The sequence below is a fragment of the Thalassospira permensis NBRC 106175 genome, assembly GCF_000714555.1.
In the GTDB taxonomy this organism is placed as follows: domain Bacteria; phylum Pseudomonadota; class Alphaproteobacteria; order Rhodospirillales; family Thalassospiraceae; genus Thalassospira; species Thalassospira xiamenensis.
The window spans coordinates 297,761-314,020 of the sequence record NZ_AUNC01000023.1; the positions used below are offsets into that span (position 1 = coordinate 297,761).

Consider the following 16,260-nt stretch of genomic DNA (forward strand, 5'->3'; position numbering starts at 1 on the left):
GGGGTATTTGGCGATCTATAAGCCTTCGAGAACCGGCGTGGTCAGAAGTTGACCGGTGGTAACATCGCCGATCCCGCGGTCGGTTTGGTGCGGGCCGGGATTGCAGGCCAACGTTGCGCCGAACAGGGCCTTGAAAACCAGATAGGGCGGTTGCCAGTCGACAATCGCATCCGTGGCGGTTCGGATATCGGCAAATTGCTGCGCAACATGATCCATCGGTGCGTCCGAAACCAGCCCGCAAAGCGGCAGGGGAAGAAGCGCATCAAGCTTACCGTTTGATGCCACGGCCATACCGCCACCGGCACGGATGACGGCATTGGCCGCCACCATCATGTCGCGCGGGTTGCCACCAAACACCGTAACGTTGTGGCTGTCATGCGAGACGGTGGTGCAAACAGCACCTTTCCAGTCACCCCATCCGGTCAGGAAGCCGACGCGTGGTTTGCTGTCCGCCTTTCCGTGGCGATGGGCAACCGCGATCATGGTCGTGCCCGAAGGTGGCACAACATAGCCGTCTTTTACATCGGTGTCAGCCGTCGCCCAGCGGGTAAAGCGCGGTCGGTCGATGATGGCAATCCGGACGCGATCCCCGGACGCAGGCACGCGAAAATCATCAATGCTCAGGACATCCATCTTCATTGTGTTCGAAAGGGGGGCGGGATCAATCGAAACGGCTTTCGCCGTCATTTCACCGGCCTCGGAAACAGTCTCGCCATTTGCGATGACATGGCGCGCCTGAAAATCGGTCAGGTCGTCAAAGACGACAATATCGGCACGCCGCCCGGCCGCAATAAGACCAAGATCGGAACGGCCAAGGCGCATCGCAGCATTCAGGGTTGCCGCCCGCAACGCCCATTCCGGTTTCATGCCATAACGGACCAGGCGACGCACCACATCATCAAGCCCGCCAGCATTGAACAGGTCGTCGGGGAAGACGTCATCGGTACAAAGCGTGACGGTTTGTGGCAGGAAACCCAATTCATTAAGCGTTTCGACAAAACCCGGCAGCAGATGGTCGTGCGATCCGCGCATTTCAATCGCAAGACCGGCACGCAGTTTTGCCATCAGATCATCGTTTGAAACCAGTTCATGATCAGAACTGACCCCGGCCGTCATAAAGGCGGCAAGATCAGGTCCTTCAAGGCCGCGTGCATGACCGCAGACAAGTTTCCCCGATGCAAGCCCAGCCTGCATGATATTGGTCATGCGCGGATCGCGATCAATCACACCGCGCATATTCATGACTTCGGCAACCCCGGCGATTTCGGGCCAGGACAGCATTTCAGCCATGGCATCACCGTCAAAATCAGCACCGGACATTTCAAGGCCGGGGGCGGCGGGAACGCAGGACGGTGCCAGAACAAGTACGCGCAATGGCAGGTCACGTGTTGCATCAATCGCCCAGCGGACACCATCAAGCCCCCGCACATTGCCAAATTCATGCGGATCCCAGACGATTGTGGTGACGCCGCGGGCAACGACCGTTTCGGCATAGATCGCCGGTGTGACCATCGAGCTTTCGATATGCATGTGTGTATCGATCAGGCCGGGGCTGACATAACCGCCCCGGGCGCTGATGATTTTGCGGGCGTCGCTTCTGGTTGCCGGTTCATGGACGCTTGCGATCATTGGCCCGATCAGGCCAATATCGGCCTTGCGAATTTCACCGGTCACCATATCGACGAGCTTGCCACCGGTAATCAGGATATCGAACGGTTCATCGCCGCGTGCGGCGGCGATGGCACGTGTGCGCAATTTATGGCAGGTCAGATCACCGGGTTCTGTCGTGCGGTTATTCATTTCGCTGCTTCCGCCTTGAGGGCTGAAAAGATCAGGTCGCGCGCGCGTTTTGTGTCAACAGAAACGGCATATTGCGCGTTTTTGATCGCGGTCGGGTGTGGGTCAACAATGGTTTGCCCACGCGAAGGGCCGTGGCTGGTATCAATTTCGATATGTGCATCGGCAAAGCTGATCGCATCCTGATCAATTACCGCGACCGCCGCGCAAGGATCGAAAATCGCCATCGCATCGCGCCCGCGTGATAGGGCAATATTGATGTATCCTTCGGTCAAGTCCGCCAGAAGACCGGCATTTTTTCCTCCAGCATTGCGGATAGGTGTCACATCATTCGGGGTGGCCAGTACCTGCCGACAGAGATCAAGATCCACCATGCGCAGGGGCACCTGATGGGACAGGGTAATGGCAACAGCTTCGGGGTCGGCAAAGGCATTATATTCGGCGAGTGCGGTATGATTGCCGCGCGTTACGGCACCCCCCATCCATGTCACACGGTCGATTTTGCGCGCCAGATCAGGCCGGGCCAGAACCAGGGATGCAATATTGCCAAGCGGGCCAAGGGCCAGAATATGGCGTTCATCATCCGGTCCGGATTTGCCTTCAAGCCAGTTGCAAATACCGTCGAACGCGCTGCTTTCGGCAATCGGACGGCAATCGGGCAGGTGTGCGCCGCTTGATTGCATGCCAAGGGGGCCAAGAATCCGTTCGGCGGTTTCAAGTCCACCCATAACCGCCGTTTCCCGGCCGGTATAGATTTTGAAACCCCAGCCAAACTGGCGTGCGGCACTGGCTGCATTGATCCGCACGCGTTCAAGCGGGGAATTCCCGGCAATCAGGGACATTCCGTCGATCCGCTTTCCGGCATGGATGACAATCAGCACCGCGGCCAGATCGTCAAAGCCCATATCGGTGTCGATCCAAAGTCCCATCAAAGGCTCCCGACGCGCGATAGGGGTGCGGCCTGCGATACAGGCAGATCGAATTTCAGGACAGAACCGAATTCATGGGCCGGAAGGCTGGCATCGCATTCCGCCTTGATCGGGCCAAGTGGGGTATCAAGCAGGTATTCCCGTGTGCCCCCGGCAAATGACGTACCGCGTATCGTGCCCTCGAACGGTCCGCTGCCAAGGGAAACCATCGACGGCCGCCAGGCAAGGCCTTTGGCATCAAGCGGGGGCGTGCCCGAAAGTTCGACAGTTCCGGTTGCGGTTTTGAGTTTGCCGTCTTCAAGCGCGAAGACATTTTCAAACCCGACGAAGTCCGCAACAAAATCGGAAACCGGGCGGTTATAGATATCTTCGGGCGTGCCGATCTGTTCGATATGACCATCAAGCATCACGATAATCCGGTCGGCCATGGCAAGGGCTTCGACCTGATCGTGGGTGACGAAGATCATCGTGACACCGCTTTCCTTTTGTACGCGCTGTAATTCGGTGCGCATTTCAAGGCGGAGCCGTGCATCAAGGTTTGAGAGCGGTTCGTCAAGCAACAGCACCTTGGGTTCCATCACCATCGAACGCGCCAGCGAGACGCGCTGCTGCTGGCCGCCGGAAAGCTCGGCGGGTTTGCGGGTGGCGAATTTGGACAGGCCGACAGTCCGAAGGCCTTCCTGCACCTTGTCGTCCAGTTCCTTGCCGCGAACACCCATCAGTTTCAGGCCGAAGGCCACGTTTTCATAGACATTAAGGTGCGGGAACAGGGCATAGGATTGGAACACCAGCCCGACCGGTCGTTTGTTGGCGGGGGTTCGGGTGATATCGATATTATCAAGGATGATCTTGCCCGATGACGGCTCCATCAACCCGGCAATTGCGCGCATGGTTGTGGTTTTGCCACAACCCGACGGGCCAAGCAGGGCAACCAATTCACCCTTGCCGATATCTAGATCCATTTCCGGCACGGCAACATTTTTGCCGTAGGACAGGGTCAGTTTTTCAAGGCAGAGAAAGCGGGCATCAGACATAGCGGGAAAATCCTAGGAAACGTTCGGCCAGAAAGACAATGCCCAGCGACATGAAGGCCAGCAGCGCGGACAGGGCTGCGACCGACGGGTCATAGGTGATTTCCATATAGGCGAGCATGTCGATTGGAAGGGTTCGGACACCGGGGCCCGACAAAAACAGGGAAACCGGCACCTGATTGAAGCTGGTGACAAAGCCCAGAATGAAGGCAGCAAGAATACCGCCACGGATATTGGGCATCACCACGCGGAAAAAGGCGCCAATCCGCGATGACCCCAAAAGCACGGCGGCTTCTTCGATGTCAGATCGCAAATTGTTCAGGCTGGCCGACACCACGCGCACCGCATAGGGCAGGATCAGTGCGGTATGCGCCAGAAACAGCGCAAACAGAATGCCGAAATTGAAAGGTACAACGAAATAACGCAGCAGTGCCAAACCGACGATGATACCCGGCACAATGATCGGCGACGATACGATGGTCCGGATGGTTTCCGCTCCGGGAACCTTGTAGCGCGACAGCGCATAACTTGCCGGAATGCCAAGGATCAGGGCGGCAAGCGTGCCGCCGATGGCAAGAAACATCGAGATGCCGAAACTCGCACGGAAGCTTTCGACTTCGAAGACTTTCAGCACCCAGCGCAGGGACAGCCCCTGTGGGGGGAAGGCAAGCGTTTCGCCCGCCGACAGCGATGCCGCGATAATGATCAGGAACGGGCCGATCAGAAAGGCCAGTACCAGCAAAAGAATGATCGGGGAAAACAGCTTGTTGGTCATCGCTTGTTCCTCGCGGTGGCAAGGCGTTTGAGCAGAAGGTTGGCTGCAAATGCCATAACGATCAGGATCAGGGCGATCACACTGGCTGATACGAAATCATTGGCCACGGTCACGCGCTGATACAGCAGGGTTTCAAGCATCAGGACCTTGGACCCGCCGAGAATGGCCGGGGTGATATAGGCGGTCATGGATCCGGTAAAGACCAGTGTGCCACCGATCACAAGGCCTTCTTTGGTTAGTGGCAGGATGACTTTGGTGAAAACCTGTAACCAGTTGGCACCAAGAACACGAGCAGCCGGCACCGCATCGCGCGGCATGTTTTCAAGCGCACTGATCAGTGAAATGATCATGAGTGGGAGGAATAGTTGCAGCAAGCCGATGAAAACGGCGGTTTCGGTGAACAGGAAGCGGATCGGTTCATCCGATAGCCCGACGGCAACCAGTGCCTTGTTCACAAATCCGGTCCGGCCAAGGATCACCAGCCACGCATAGGTCCGCGCCACCGGTGAAATCATCAGCGGCAACACAACAAGCCCGGTGATCCGGCCCTTGCCCTTTGGCGGCAGGTTCACGATTGCAAAGGCTGCAGCATAGCCGATGACGGCCGAGGCGGCCGTGACCAGCGCTGCCAGTTTGAGCGTGCGCAAAAAGACGGTCTGATTAAGCGACTGGGAAAAGAAATCGATATAGGCCTGTATCGTCCAGCTGTCGCCTGACCGAAAACCTTCGGACAGAAGAATCAGAACCGGGGCCAGAAAGACCACAGCGGCAAAGATCGCGGCAGGGAGGACCAGCGCAAAGGCTTCGGCCCGGTTCTGAAACATCTCGGAAACCTTGTCGTCGGTTAAAGTCAATAAGTGGTGGCGCGAGCAAGGCCCGCCGGATCGGGGCAAATGGCGACCTGCCCCGATCCGATAATAGGTTTTGTATCGGTTACTGGCCGACCTTGTTGTTCCATTCCGACAGCCAGGTTTCCTGATTGTCGATGGCAACCTGTGACGGGATCAGATGCAGATTGGCAACGGTATCGGCCCCATAGGTCAGGTTTTCGGCAATCTCGTCGGAAACCTTGACGTCCTTGTTTGCCGGGCTGTCGACAAGGTTTTCCGCCAATGCCGTCTGGATTTCGGTCGAAAGCCAGAAATCCATGAATTCAAGCGCAAGATCGCGGTTCTTGCTGCCTTTGGTCAGGACCATGACATTCATGCCGCCGGACTGGCCTTCCTTCGGGGTTGCCCATTTGATCGGCAAATCCATTTTCGAGAAGCCGGACCATGCAAAGCGCCCGATGGGTGCGGCCCAGATTTCTTCCTGCTGCATCAACTGCACCAACTGGGATGAACGGACATAGAAGGTGACGATCTCGTCCTTCTTTTCGCCAACGGCGGCAATCGGGGTTTTCAGCGATGGGTCTTCATCGCCAAGGGCCTTGCCGAGCATATAAAGCGTCAGCGGGCCCTGTGTGGTGGTGACGTTCGGAAGGGCAACATGATCGACGACATCATCGGCCAGGAGGTCCGCCCAGCTTTCGACTGTCATCTTGTCAGAACGATAGGCAATCGAGCTGGCATAGAAGGTGTAGCCAACACTCATGCCATCGTCATTCGGGTCTTTGGCAATGTCGTAAAGCTTGTCAAAATTCGACAGTTTTGATGTGTCGATTTTGTCGGTCAGGCCATCCTTGGCAGCCGCCAGCGCATCACGCATGGAAATAACCGCAAGGTCAATGACCGGATCGGCTTTGTTGGCTTCGATTTTGGCAAGACGTTCGACCGAGTTGCCGGTTTCGACAACCAGTTCGCAACCGCATTTTTCTTCGAACGGGTCATACAGGATTTTCTTGAATTCATCCTGTGCAAAACCATAGACCGAAATGGTCAGGGTCTTTTCCTGAGCCTTTGCCGCACTTACGGACAGCAAAAGGGCAGCAGAAGCCATAAGCAGTTTTTTCATCGGCATCACAGCGTTTCTCCGGTTGGGAAGGGTGCGTCAGGGGAAACCGCCGGTCCGCTTGACGCGCGGACCATCAGTTCCATCGAAACCTTGGATATGTCGGCAGTGACGGTACGTTTTAACGTCTTGCCGGTTGGGGCAGTGGATTTGGCCTGCTCGATTTCGCACACAAGGGCGGCAATCGCCAATTCGGCAATTCGGGCCATATCCATATGCACCGTGGTCAACGAAGGGGTCACCACGGGCGAGAAAATAAGGTCGTCAAAGCCGGTCACGCTGACCTGTTGCGGGACCTTGATCCCGGCAGTCTGCAATTCGGTCAGAACGCGAAGGGCGTGTAAATCCGAAACGGCTGCAATTGCTGTGACCCCGTTTTGAAGGTGGTCGATCAGGCCAAGCGATGCCTGTTCGCCACGTTCGCGCATCAATGTTTCAAGCCAGATCGTCGTATGACGGATATTGCGGCCAAATGCCGATTTCATGCCGCCGATGCGGTCATTTTGCACATTCGATGCCGGGTCATGCCCGATCAGAAGAAAATTTTTGTGACCCAGATCGACCAGATGGCGCGCGACCTTGGCCCCGCCTTCCCAATGGTCTGCCGAAACGGTGTTGCCCGGTGTCGATGGGGTGTCGACCATTGCAACAGGGCATCCAACATCGCCGATCCGTGTGCCACGACGCGGAATGACGACCAGACCATCAACACCACGTTCGATCAGGCGACTGATGGCCTGTGTCTGGGTGGTGACATTGCCACGCGAGTCCGCAATCAGAACCCCGTAACCGGCATTTGATGCCGCCGTTTCCATCGCCTGCGCGATTTGCGGGAACAGCGGGTTGGAAATATCGGGAAGGACAAGACCCAGTACATTTGATCGACCGGTGCGCAGTGCCCGGCCCGCATTGCTGGGGACATAACCAAGTTCGTCGGCTTTTTTGCGGATTTTATCGACCAGATCGACCGATACCCGGCCCTTTCCCGACAGCGCGTTCGATACGGTTGCCGAAGACACCCCAAGGGCGTCGGCAATCATGCTCATATTCGGTCCGGAACGCGGTGAAGCCACTTAATACCCCCGTCAAACATCCAAAAGATGTGATCTGGCATCATTGATTAGCTGGTTAATCGATTAATCAAACGATATCGGAGTCTTTTTGAAGAGTCGAGGGTAAATTTATACAATATCCTGTCCGCCGCGTTCTGCGCGGACTTGTCGGTCGTCGATTTTGAAGTTGTTCAGGAAATAGCTGCTCTATAATGGCATTTCTTTTCCATACCGGGTCCTGGCGTGCCGTGGGGCCTCAGGTGTGGTTGCTGACTGTGAAGATTGCGCGCATGCCGCCCGCGGCAAGGAAGGTTGTATCGCAATGCCAGTTGCAGCGTTCGCAAATCCGGCGCACCAGATGCAGGCCGATGCCTTCGCCCTGATCGCGGACATAATCGCCGGCACAGGTCATCAGGTTGTTTTCGACAATCAGTCTGTTGGCTTCAAGCCGGACCGTAACCCGCCCCTTGGGCGTGTGTTCGAACGCATTGCGGATCAGGTTGGATACGACAATCATCAACGCGGCAGGCGATGCAATGATCTCGCCGCTTTCATCGTCGGCACTGAATTCGCATGTCAGGTTCTTGCCGTCTGTCAGATAGGCAAGATCGACGATGGCTTCGCGCACGAAGGCCGGATAGTCGATCTTTTCCTGAATACCGTTCGGTGTTGCTTCGCGCCCCAGCCAAAGCAGGGTTTCAATCAATTGCTGCATGTTGCGGTTGGCGCGTTTGATGCGCGCGGCCAGCCGAACCTGAATTTCGTTTAACGGTGTTTTATCGAGCAGTTCGACATTGCCGCTGACAATCGTTACCGGGGTTCGCAATTCATGGCTGGCCTGACGCAGGAATTCGCGTTCACGTGTCACGAACTTATCGACCCTTACCAGTGACTGATGTAGTTCCTTGGCCACATCATTCAGTTCGGTAAAGCCGAAATCGGGGACCGGTTGATTGAGATTTTCCGTCGACAGGGTTTTGGCCCAGCTTTGCAGATTTTCCGATGGCTGCGTCATGCGTTTGCCGATCAGCCAAAGCACATAGGCAAATATCGCAACAACACCAAGCGCAAACGGAATGGAAAGAAGGGCCAGTTTGTGCAATCGCGAAAAATAGACGCTGTCCTCATCACCCGCGTGATAGGTCTGCAGCAGCAGGATTTGCGTGTCGTCGGCAAGAATATGGGGAAACACCAGAAAGACCGGGTTGTCGGGGTCTTTTTGGGCGGCATATTTATCGGTGTTCAGATAGTAAAGCTCGCCCGGGTCGATATCGTTGGGTTTGTACCGGTCGCGCAGCCGTTCCGGTAACGTATCATAATCCGTGAAGGTCTGGATGTTAAAGCCGTTGGGAAGCGGTGTCGTTGGGTCTTTGGCGCGCATTTCATCATATTGTTCCGCGATGGTCTGCAACTGGAAACTCGCGACCATCCACTTGCCATACAGCATGTAGAAATTAACCACACCGGTATAGATCACCAGCGTAATGACAAGTGCCAGCAAAACGTAATTCCGCACAAAGCGGGAAAAGGTTTTCTGGATCGGTGCGCAGGAATGCATGTCTTTTTTACTCGCGAAGGGCCACGCCCTGGCCGGCAATTGTATGGATCAGGTTTTGATTGAATGGTTTGTCGATGCGCATCCGCAATTTGTAAAGATGCGTTTTAAGTGCATTGGTATCCGGCGGGTCCCCCTGCCACAGCGCCATCGACAATCGGGACCGCGTCACGACGTGCGGGCTGTTTTGCGCGAGAACTTCCAGGATGGTCCAGCTTGTCGGTGAAAGACTGATTGCCTGTCCGGATCGTTCGACATGCCTGTTTTCAAAATCAACAATCAGATCGCCAAGTGAAAACCGCCGGATTTCGCCGCTGCGGCGTCGCGACAGAACCCTTGTGCGCATCAGCAGTTCTTCAAGCGCAAAGGGCTTGACCAGATAGTCGTCTGCCCCGGCACCGAAACCTTCAAGCTTGTCGGCAAGTGTATCGCGCGCCGTCAGCATCAGAACCGGTGTGTCGATCCCTTCGTTGCGCAATGCGTTGCAGATGCTGATGCCATCGCGAAACGGCAGCATGATATCAAGTAATATCACATCATATTCGCCGGTAAGTGCGCGCTGAAAACCCGTTTCGCCATCAAAGGCGTGATCGCATTCGATGCCTTCTATCGTCAGGTAGTCGCTGATTGTTCCGGCAATATCCATGTTGTCCTCGACCAGAAGGACCATGATGTTGGCGGTTGATTTCATAAATGCGCGGTTCCGGTTGCGGCGTTTTTCGCCAGATGCTGACGATATCCAGATTGCCCTAAAAGCGTTCGCAGGTCAGCTTGCTTCGAAAAGCTGGCTGGAAAACAGTTTCAGATCTTCCGGGGTATCGATATCGAATTCTGCATTCGGGATTGCAATCGCACTGATATTGTAACTGCTGTTATTAAGCACCTGTTGTGCACCGCGCGCGCCACCCATCATGGAAAGTTCCGGAAAATATGCGGCGGGAAACAGGGCGGGAACGCCGTTCATTTCCTTATAGCGCGATGCAATGATGTGGCTTCCGTCAAAGGCATTGAGAAGTTTCTGATAGTCGCTGCCGGTTAAGCCGACCTGATCACCAAGGGCGATCAGAACACCGTCATACGTACCAGCCGCACAAATTCCGGCAATCCCGGCTGCAATCGACGATCCCATGCCGGATTGCCAGTTATCGTTGGTGATGGTTTTGGCACGATTGCCGATCACCGAGAGGATTTCATCGCGATAGGCACCCAGCACGACATAAAGGTCATCTTCGAAGATCGGGCGAAGCTGATCAATTGCGTGTTCAAGCATCGGCTTGCCATCAATATCGGCAAGCTGTTTGCGTCCGCCAAATCGCGTGCTTTCACCTGCGGCAATCATAAGAGCGGCGATTTTCATCATTCCGCGGCCTGTGCCAGTGCGGGGGCGGCGCAATGTTTGTAAAGTGCCGCGTGAATGCCCGATAACATCGAAAGTGCTATGCTTTCGGGCAGTTGTCCGCCGATATCAATCCCGGCCGGGCTTGCGACCGGGAAGGGAAGGGCAGGTTCGGCAAGGTCCGCACGTTCAAGAACGTCGGCGAAACGATGGCGTGGACCCAGCATGGAAACATGACGCAGCTGGCTGGATTTCAGAATTTGAAGCGCCTTGGCATCGATATCAATGCTATGTGACATCAGGATTGCGGCATCAACACGATGTTGCGCAACATAATCAACAAGGCTCGCGTCCATCTGACGCAGGATCGCGTCTGCCTTGGCGAAATGTTCCGGGCGGGCATTTGCGGGGCGCGGATCAACCAATGTGGTTTTCCAACCCATTTCATGCGCGATGGAAACTACAGGCCGGGCATCCAGTCCGCCCCCGACAATCAGGATATGCGGTTCGGGCACAATTGGTGTGACAAGCCAGTCACCATCAATGCGGTCCTCGATATAGGCGGAGCGCTGACCGGTGTGGTCGGCGCGTTTGAAATATCCGCGTGTGTCGCCGATTTTCTGGAAATACAGACCGCTTTGGCGCACTGCCAAAGCATCGCAAAGGTCGGAAAGCCCAAGGTCGTTTGCGGGGTCAAGCGGTTGCAGCATGATAAATACCTTGCCGCCGCAGCCGACACCAAGCCGGAAGGACAGATCGTCTTCGTCATTGCCGTCATAAACCAGCATGACTGTTTTGCCGGTTACCATGGCACGTCGGGCATTGCGGATGATGTCGGCTTCAAGGCAGCCGCCGCTAAGCAGCCCGAATTGTTGCCCGTGCCCGTTGATCAGCATCATTGCCCCGGCCTTGCGATAGGCCGAACCCTCGGTGCGATAAACCGTACCCAGAACCCATTCGGTATCTGTTTTGCCTTCCTGCCAGGCGCGTAGCATGGCCGATAACTGGTTACTCATGATCTGCTCCCGCAAAAGGGACTGCCCGGGGAATGGGTGGGGGACCCGAAAGTGATCCCCCGGGCAGCATGCCTTACACGAAGTCGAAACCGGCTTTGGTCATCGGAAGATCCGTGATCCGTTTTCCGGTTTTGGCAAAAATGGCGTTGGCAACGGCCGGGGCGGTCGGGGGTACGCCCGGTTCACCAACGCCCGTAGGGGCATTGTTCGATTGAACAATCGCCACTTCGATAGCAGGCATTTCGGCATTTCGAAGCAGTTCATAGTCCGGGAAGTTGGACTGGTCGACTTCACCATCGGTCAGGGTGATTTCGTTGCGGAAGGCAGCACATAATGCATAGCCCGCACCACCTTCCATCTGTGCCCGGATGACATCGGGGTTAACAGCTACCCCGCATTCAACCGCCATGAACAGTTTGTTCACATGCACACTGGTGTCTTCGACCGTGACGTCGGCAACAACCGCAACGCAGGTATTGAACGAAATATGTGCGGCAAAACCGCGTTTGTCGCCCTTTTCCCATCCGGATATTTCGCGGACAAGCTTGATGGCGTCGATCATGCGGGCCTGATTGGCCCCGGCCGGATCAAGCATCGCAAGGCGCATTTCAATGGGGTCCTGCCCGGTTTCGGTGGCAAGCATATCCATCAGTGTTTCCATGACATATCCGGTGTGGGTATGTCCCACCGAACGCCACCACAATATGGGGGTCGGGGTCTGGAAATCGCTTAATCCGATGCCATGGTTGGGGATGGTATAAAGACTTTCGGTGACACCTTCGACCGAGGTCGGATCAATGCCATCTTGTACCATGCCTTCCATCGGGCCGCCCTTCATGATGGATTTGACGGCCAGCCGGTGATCCCAGCCAACAATCTTGCCATCGCTATCCAGACCGATTTTTGCCCGGTGTGCCGCCATCGGGCGGTAATAGCCACCGCGAATATCGTCTTCGCGGCTCCAGACCAGTTTGACCGGGACTTTGCGACCTGAAACGGCAAAGGCCATTGCGGCTTCGACATTATAGTCGGAGGCGCCGTTGGCACGACGACCGAACGAACCACCGGCATAAAGCGTTCTGATCTCGACCTGTGACGGTTCCAGCCCAAGGGCGGCTGCGACCATCGGCCGGGTCAGGGTCGGGAACTGGCAGCCATCATGGACGCGAACGCCATTTTCGGTCGGCTCGATGATGCAGTTTTCCGGTTCCAGCGGGGCGTGAGCCAGGAAGGGGAAGGTGAATTCTGCATCGATGGTTTTGCTGGCATTGGCCAGAAGCGGTTCAACGGATGCCAGCGGTACTTCATGGTTGGCGTCAAACTGCGGCGCATCAAGCAGTGCCTTGTGATCGGCAATCATGGCATCCGTGCTGCGTGTTTCGGCCTGGCTGAAATCCCATTCGACAGACAGGGCATCACGCGCCTGAAAGGCCGACCAGGTGTTTTTGCCAAAGGCCACAACCCCCGCCTTGTTTGGCAGAACCTGTGCGGCAATAAAACCTGCAACGTCTTTGGCACCGCTGTCATCAAACGAAACGACGGTGCCGCCGAACTTTGGACTGCGCATGATCGCGGCATAGATCATGCCCGGCAGATTGACATCCATGGCAAACATTGCCGTACCGTTGATTTTGCCGGAATTGTCCTTGCGGTGGAGTTTTTCGCTGCCGATCAGTTTGAACTGATCCGGTGTTTTGATGGTTGGCTTTTCCACGGCTTCAAGGGTTGATGCAATCGTAACAAATTCCCCGAAATGGCCGGAATTGCCACCGGATTTCAGCACGCCGTTTTCAACGGTGATGCTGCTGGCATCGACACCCCAGCTTTGAGCAGCCGCACGGACCATAAGATCGCGCGCAGCAGCACCAGCTTCGCGGTATTGCATGAAGGAATTGGCGATGGAGGTTGAGCCACCGGTTCCCTGCGCATGGAAGAACAAATTGGCATAACGTTCATTATCGGCAGGGGCGAATGCCGTCTGAACCGTGTCCCAGTCAGCGTCGAGTTCCTCGGCCACCAGAGTGGTCAGGCCGGTTGTCGTGCCCTGGCCCATTTCGAAATGTTTGATAATGACGGTGACGGTGCCGTCCGCATCGATTTTGACAAACGGGTTAAGGTCGGTTGCCGCAGCCACATTGCCGCCCGAGGCAAGAGCACCCTTGGCATTGACGCCGACCAGTAGGGCAGCGGTACCGGCGGCTGATCCGATCATGAAGCCGCGACGTGATACATTGATTGTCATGACTTATGCCTCCAGCTTTTCAGACGCCAGTTTGATGGCTTCGTTGATACGGACATAAGTTACACAACGGCATGCATTGCCGTACATGTAGTCCTTGATTTCGTCGTCCGTCGGTTTCGGGTTTTCGGTCAAAAGGCCGATGGCCGACATGATCTGGCCGGATTGGCACCAGCCACATTGCACAACGTCCTTTTCGCGCCATGCGGCCTGAACGGCTTGGGCGATTTTATCGGTTGCGCCTTCGATGGTGGTGATTTCGCTGTCGACAGCGTCTTCAATGAAAGTCTGGCAGGAACGGGTCGGGTACCCATCGATATGAACGGTGCACGCGCCGCAATAGGCAACGCCACATCCGAATTTGGTGCCGGTAAGTTCCAGACCGTCACGCAGAACCCATAATAGCGGGGTGCCGGGTTCTGCTTCGACGGTGCGGGATTCTCCGTTTATTTTCAGCTGATACTGCATGGCCGCCTCATCTCTCTCGATAAACTGTGATTTATCTTCGGATGAGTTGGGGTAACCGATGGGTAAACGCCCCTGAGGAGCGGCCTGCCATCGGGCTTATTGCGGATTGACGGCCAGTCCCTCAAAGTCCTTGAGCACGTTTAGCACAATCGAGGTTTTGACATGCTGCACGGAATCGTGGGGCAAAAGAACCTCGTTTACGAAATGCGAAAGGGCGGCAAGGTCTTTGGTTACGACCTTCAGGTGATAATCCATTTCCCCGGTCAGCGAATAGGCTTCCAGTACTTCGGGAAGGTTAGCCAGCAATTCGGCAAACCGTTTGGCATTGTCGCGATTATGCGTCGCCAAAGTGACGGAAATCACCACCATCAGGCCAAGACCCATTTTTTGCCGGTCGATATCGGCGCGGTATCCGCGAATGAAACCTTCGGCCTCCAGCCGGGCGCGGCGGCGCGAACATTGCGATGGCGATAGGGCGATCCGTTCTGACAGATCATTGTTGGTCAGGCGTCCGTCGCGCTGCAATTCGGCAAGCAGTTTCAGATCAAGTTTATCAAGTTGCGTCATTCATGCACCATTTCGATGATTGATGCATGATATGTGTATGAAATGGCGAAAATCAACCGGGAATGCACGCACATTGCGGACGATCTGGCGCAAGATAGGTTCATAACAAGAACCTTTCTAATTCCAGATCAAGGAGCCTTCGATGGGACCGTTTCCACATGATGCCCCCCGCGCAACGATCACGGCCGATAACCCGGCCGGAACCGATGGCTTTGAATTTGTCGAGTTCGCCCATGAAGAGGCCGAGAAGCTTGAAACCCTGTTTGCGCGCATGGGCTATATGCCGGTTGCCAGACACAAATCAAAAAACATCACCGTCTGGCGTCAGGGTGACATCAACTACATCCTGAATGCAGAACCCGGTTCGCATGGCATGAAGTTTGTCGAGATGCATGGCCCCTGTGCGCCGTCGATGGCGTGGCGGGTGGTTGATGCCAAACACGCGTTTGATCATGCGGTTTCCAAGGGGGCGGAGCCGTATATGGGCGATGACAAAACCCTTGATGTCCCGGCGATTGTCGGCATTGGCGGATCGATTTTGTATTTCATCGATGCTTATGGTGAAACCGGTTCGGCCTATGACGCGGAATTTGACTGGCTTGGCGAACGCGATCCGAAACCCGAAGGGGTCGGTTTTTATTATCTCGACCATCTGACGCATAATGTCTATCGCGGTAATATGGATAAATGGTGGGATTTCTATCGGGAGCTGTTCAATTTCAAACAGATCCACTTCTTTGACATTGCTGGTAAAATCACCGGTCTGGTCAGCCGCGCGATTACATCGCCATGCGGCAAGATCCGTATTCCGTTAAACGAATCAACCGATGACAAAAGCCAGATCGAGGAATACCTCAAAAAATACAACGGTGAGGGCATCCAGCATATCGCGGTGGGCACGGATGGTATCTATGACGCCACCGACAGGCTCGCGGCCAATGACCTTAAATTCATGCCCGGTCCGCCCGATACCTATTACGAACAATCCCATGATCGCGTGCAGGGCCATGACGAGCCGATTGAGCGCATGAAAAAACACGGCATCCTGATCGATGGCGAGGGTGTTGTGGATGGTGGCATGACCAAAATCCTGTTGCAGATTTTCTCGAAAACCGTGATCGGCCCGATCTTCTTTGAATTCATCCAGCGCAAAGGCGATGAAGGCTTTGGCGAGGGGAATTTCCGTGCCCTGTTTGAAAGCATCGAAGAAGACCAGATCCGTCGCGGCGTTCTGAAAGTCGATGCGGCGGAATAGGATGAGCCTGTCCAAGGTATTGAGAAATATACCTTTATCGCCGCATTGAGCTTTGAATAAGAACTTTTTCCGGTTTTCTTTGAAAAAGTTCTTGATTTGTTCTTTTCGTTGTGGCATAAAGATAAAGTCAACAGGACAAATGGGTCCGGAGACAAAACCCGCAAAGCGTGATTCGCTTTTGCGGGTTTTTTGCGTTTCGGGCGGCAAAAACAGGAATGGGATGATGGGACAGCGATCTGACGGGATGACATGGCGGGGACGGCGTCGCCAAAGGAGCATCACTGGCGCAT

The 16,260-nt window shown here is 55.3% G+C and carries 15 protein-coding genes; 1 reads left to right on the top strand and 14 read right to left on the bottom strand.

What is annotated here, in order from left to right; all coding sequences use genetic code 11:
* Positions 1–15: 15 nt before the first annotated feature.
* The 14 genes from SMB34_RS13255 to SMB34_RS13320 all read right to left on the bottom strand — a co-directional run bounded on the left by SMB34_RS13255 (position 16) and on the right by SMB34_RS13320 (position 14,715).
* Positions 16–1,800, bottom strand: coding sequence for an adenine deaminase (locus tag SMB34_RS13255; protein WP_037990607.1), 1,785 nt, complete (start codon positions 1,798–1,800; stop codon positions 16–18).
* The gene (locus SMB34_RS13260; RefSeq protein ID WP_037990609.1) at positions 1,797–2,726 is read right to left on the bottom strand and encodes a nucleoside hydrolase; all 930 of its coding nucleotides are present in this window, start codon (positions 2,724–2,726) and stop codon (positions 1,797–1,799) included. The genes SMB34_RS13255 and SMB34_RS13260 overlap by 4 nt, the downstream gene beginning before the upstream one ends.
* The gene (locus SMB34_RS13265) at positions 2,726–3,760 is read right to left on the bottom strand and encodes an ABC transporter ATP-binding protein (protein WP_037990611.1); all 1,035 of its coding nucleotides are present in this window, start codon (positions 3,758–3,760) and stop codon (positions 2,726–2,728) included. The genes SMB34_RS13260 and SMB34_RS13265 overlap by 1 nt, the downstream gene beginning before the upstream one ends.
* Positions 3,753–4,532, bottom strand: a complete 780-nt coding sequence (locus SMB34_RS13270; RefSeq protein WP_037990613.1) for an ABC transporter permease — start codon at positions 4,530–4,532, stop codon at positions 3,753–3,755. Before SMB34_RS13270 ends, SMB34_RS13265 begins: the two co-directional genes overlap by 8 nt.
* Positions 4,529–5,356, bottom strand: coding sequence for an ABC transporter permease (locus tag SMB34_RS13275; protein ID WP_037990615.1), 828 nt, complete (start codon positions 5,354–5,356; stop codon positions 4,529–4,531). Before SMB34_RS13275 ends, SMB34_RS13270 begins: the two co-directional genes overlap by 4 nt.
* Positions 5,357–5,465: 109 nt before the next feature.
* Complete coding sequence (locus SMB34_RS13280) at positions 5,466–6,491, bottom strand: ABC transporter substrate-binding protein (RefSeq protein WP_240478825.1); 1,026 nt, start codon at positions 6,489–6,491, stop codon at positions 5,466–5,468.
* Positions 6,491–7,528: a LacI family DNA-binding transcriptional regulator gene (locus SMB34_RS13285; RefSeq protein WP_037990617.1), complete on the bottom strand. Its 1,038-nt coding sequence runs from the start codon at positions 7,526–7,528 to the stop codon at positions 6,491–6,493. Before SMB34_RS13285 ends, SMB34_RS13280 begins: the two co-directional genes overlap by 1 nt.
* Before the next feature lie 262 nt (positions 7,529–7,790).
* Positions 7,791–9,035 carry a sensor histidine kinase gene (locus SMB34_RS13290; RefSeq protein ID WP_037990731.1) on the bottom strand — a complete coding sequence of 415 codons (1,245 nt, stop codon included), beginning with the start codon at positions 9,033–9,035 and terminating at the stop codon, positions 7,791–7,793.
* Positions 9,036–9,099: 64 nt separating this feature from the next.
* The gene (locus tag SMB34_RS13295) at positions 9,100–9,780 is read right to left on the bottom strand and encodes a response regulator transcription factor (RefSeq protein WP_037990619.1); all 681 of its coding nucleotides are present in this window, start codon (positions 9,778–9,780) and stop codon (positions 9,100–9,102) included.
* 75 nt (positions 9,781–9,855) lie between these two features.
* Entirely contained in the window at positions 9,856–10,449 is a 594-nt protein-coding gene (locus tag SMB34_RS13300; RefSeq protein ID WP_037990620.1) for a nucleotidyltransferase family protein, read from the bottom strand.
* A complete protein-coding gene (locus SMB34_RS13305) occupies positions 10,446–11,441 on the bottom strand; it encodes an XdhC family protein (RefSeq protein WP_037990622.1) in 996 nt (331 codons plus the stop codon). Before SMB34_RS13305 ends, SMB34_RS13300 begins: the two co-directional genes overlap by 4 nt.
* A 73-nt stretch (positions 11,442–11,514) precedes the next feature.
* Positions 11,515–13,683, bottom strand: coding sequence for a xanthine dehydrogenase family protein molybdopterin-binding subunit (locus tag SMB34_RS13310; protein ID WP_037990623.1), 2,169 nt, complete (start codon positions 13,681–13,683; stop codon positions 11,515–11,517).
* A gap of 3 nt (positions 13,684–13,686) precedes the next feature.
* Entirely contained in the window at positions 13,687–14,148 is a 462-nt protein-coding gene (locus SMB34_RS13315; RefSeq protein WP_037990625.1) for a (2Fe-2S)-binding protein, read from the bottom strand.
* 96 nt (positions 14,149–14,244) lie between these two features.
* Complete coding sequence (locus SMB34_RS13320) at positions 14,245–14,715, bottom strand: Lrp/AsnC family transcriptional regulator (protein WP_007088985.1); 471 nt, start codon at positions 14,713–14,715, stop codon at positions 14,245–14,247.
* 142 nt (positions 14,716–14,857) lie between these two features.
* On the opposite strand from SMB34_RS13320, the gene hppD reads away from it, so the two are divergent.
* Positions 14,858–15,970 (top strand): 4-hydroxyphenylpyruvate dioxygenase, encoded by a 1,113-nt coding sequence (hppD, locus tag SMB34_RS13325; protein WP_037990627.1) that lies wholly within the window; start codon positions 14,858–14,860, stop codon positions 15,968–15,970.
* Positions 15,971–16,260: the final 290 nt, after the last annotated feature.

Excerpts from the sequence above, each read along its gene's own strand:
- hppD (WP_037990627.1), top strand. The coding sequence starts at position 14,858 with ATGGGACCGTTTCCACATGATGCCCCCCGCGCAACGATCACGGCCGAT.
- SMB34_RS13255 (WP_037990607.1), bottom strand. The coding sequence starts at position 1,800 with ATGAATAACCGCACGACAGAACCCGGTGATCTGACCTGCCATAAATTG.
- SMB34_RS13270 (WP_037990613.1), bottom strand. The coding sequence starts at position 4,532 with ATGACCAACAAGCTGTTTTCCCCGATCATTCTTTTGCTGGTACTGGCC.
- SMB34_RS13285 (WP_037990617.1), bottom strand. The coding sequence starts at position 7,528 with ATGAGCATGATTGCCGACGCCCTTGGGGTGTCTTCGGCAACCGTATCG.
- SMB34_RS13265 (WP_037990611.1), bottom strand. The coding sequence starts at position 3,760 with ATGTCTGATGCCCGCTTTCTCTGCCTTGAAAAACTGACCCTGTCCTAC.
- SMB34_RS13310 (WP_037990623.1), bottom strand. The coding sequence starts at position 13,683 with ATGACAATCAATGTATCACGTCGCGGCTTCATGATCGGATCAGCCGCC.
- SMB34_RS13300 (WP_037990620.1), bottom strand. The coding sequence starts at position 10,449 with ATGATGAAAATCGCCGCTCTTATGATTGCCGCAGGTGAAAGCACGCGA.
- SMB34_RS13295 (WP_037990619.1), bottom strand. The coding sequence starts at position 9,780 with ATGAAATCAACCGCCAACATCATGGTCCTTCTGGTCGAGGACAACATG.
- SMB34_RS13260 (WP_037990609.1), bottom strand. The coding sequence starts at position 2,726 with ATGGGACTTTGGATCGACACCGATATGGGCTTTGACGATCTGGCCGCG.
- SMB34_RS13305 (WP_037990622.1), bottom strand. The coding sequence starts at position 11,441 with ATGAGTAACCAGTTATCGGCCATGCTACGCGCCTGGCAGGAAGGCAAA.
- SMB34_RS13320 (WP_007088985.1), bottom strand. The coding sequence starts at position 14,715 with ATGACGCAACTTGATAAACTTGATCTGAAACTGCTTGCCGAATTGCAG.
- SMB34_RS13315 (WP_037990625.1), bottom strand. The coding sequence starts at position 14,148 with ATGCAGTATCAGCTGAAAATAAACGGAGAATCCCGCACCGTCGAAGCA.
- SMB34_RS13275 (WP_037990615.1), bottom strand. The coding sequence starts at position 5,356 with ATGTTTCAGAACCGGGCCGAAGCCTTTGCGCTGGTCCTCCCTGCCGCG.
- SMB34_RS13280 (WP_240478825.1), bottom strand. The coding sequence starts at position 6,491 with ATGCCGATGAAAAAACTGCTTATGGCTTCTGCTGCCCTTTTGCTGTCC.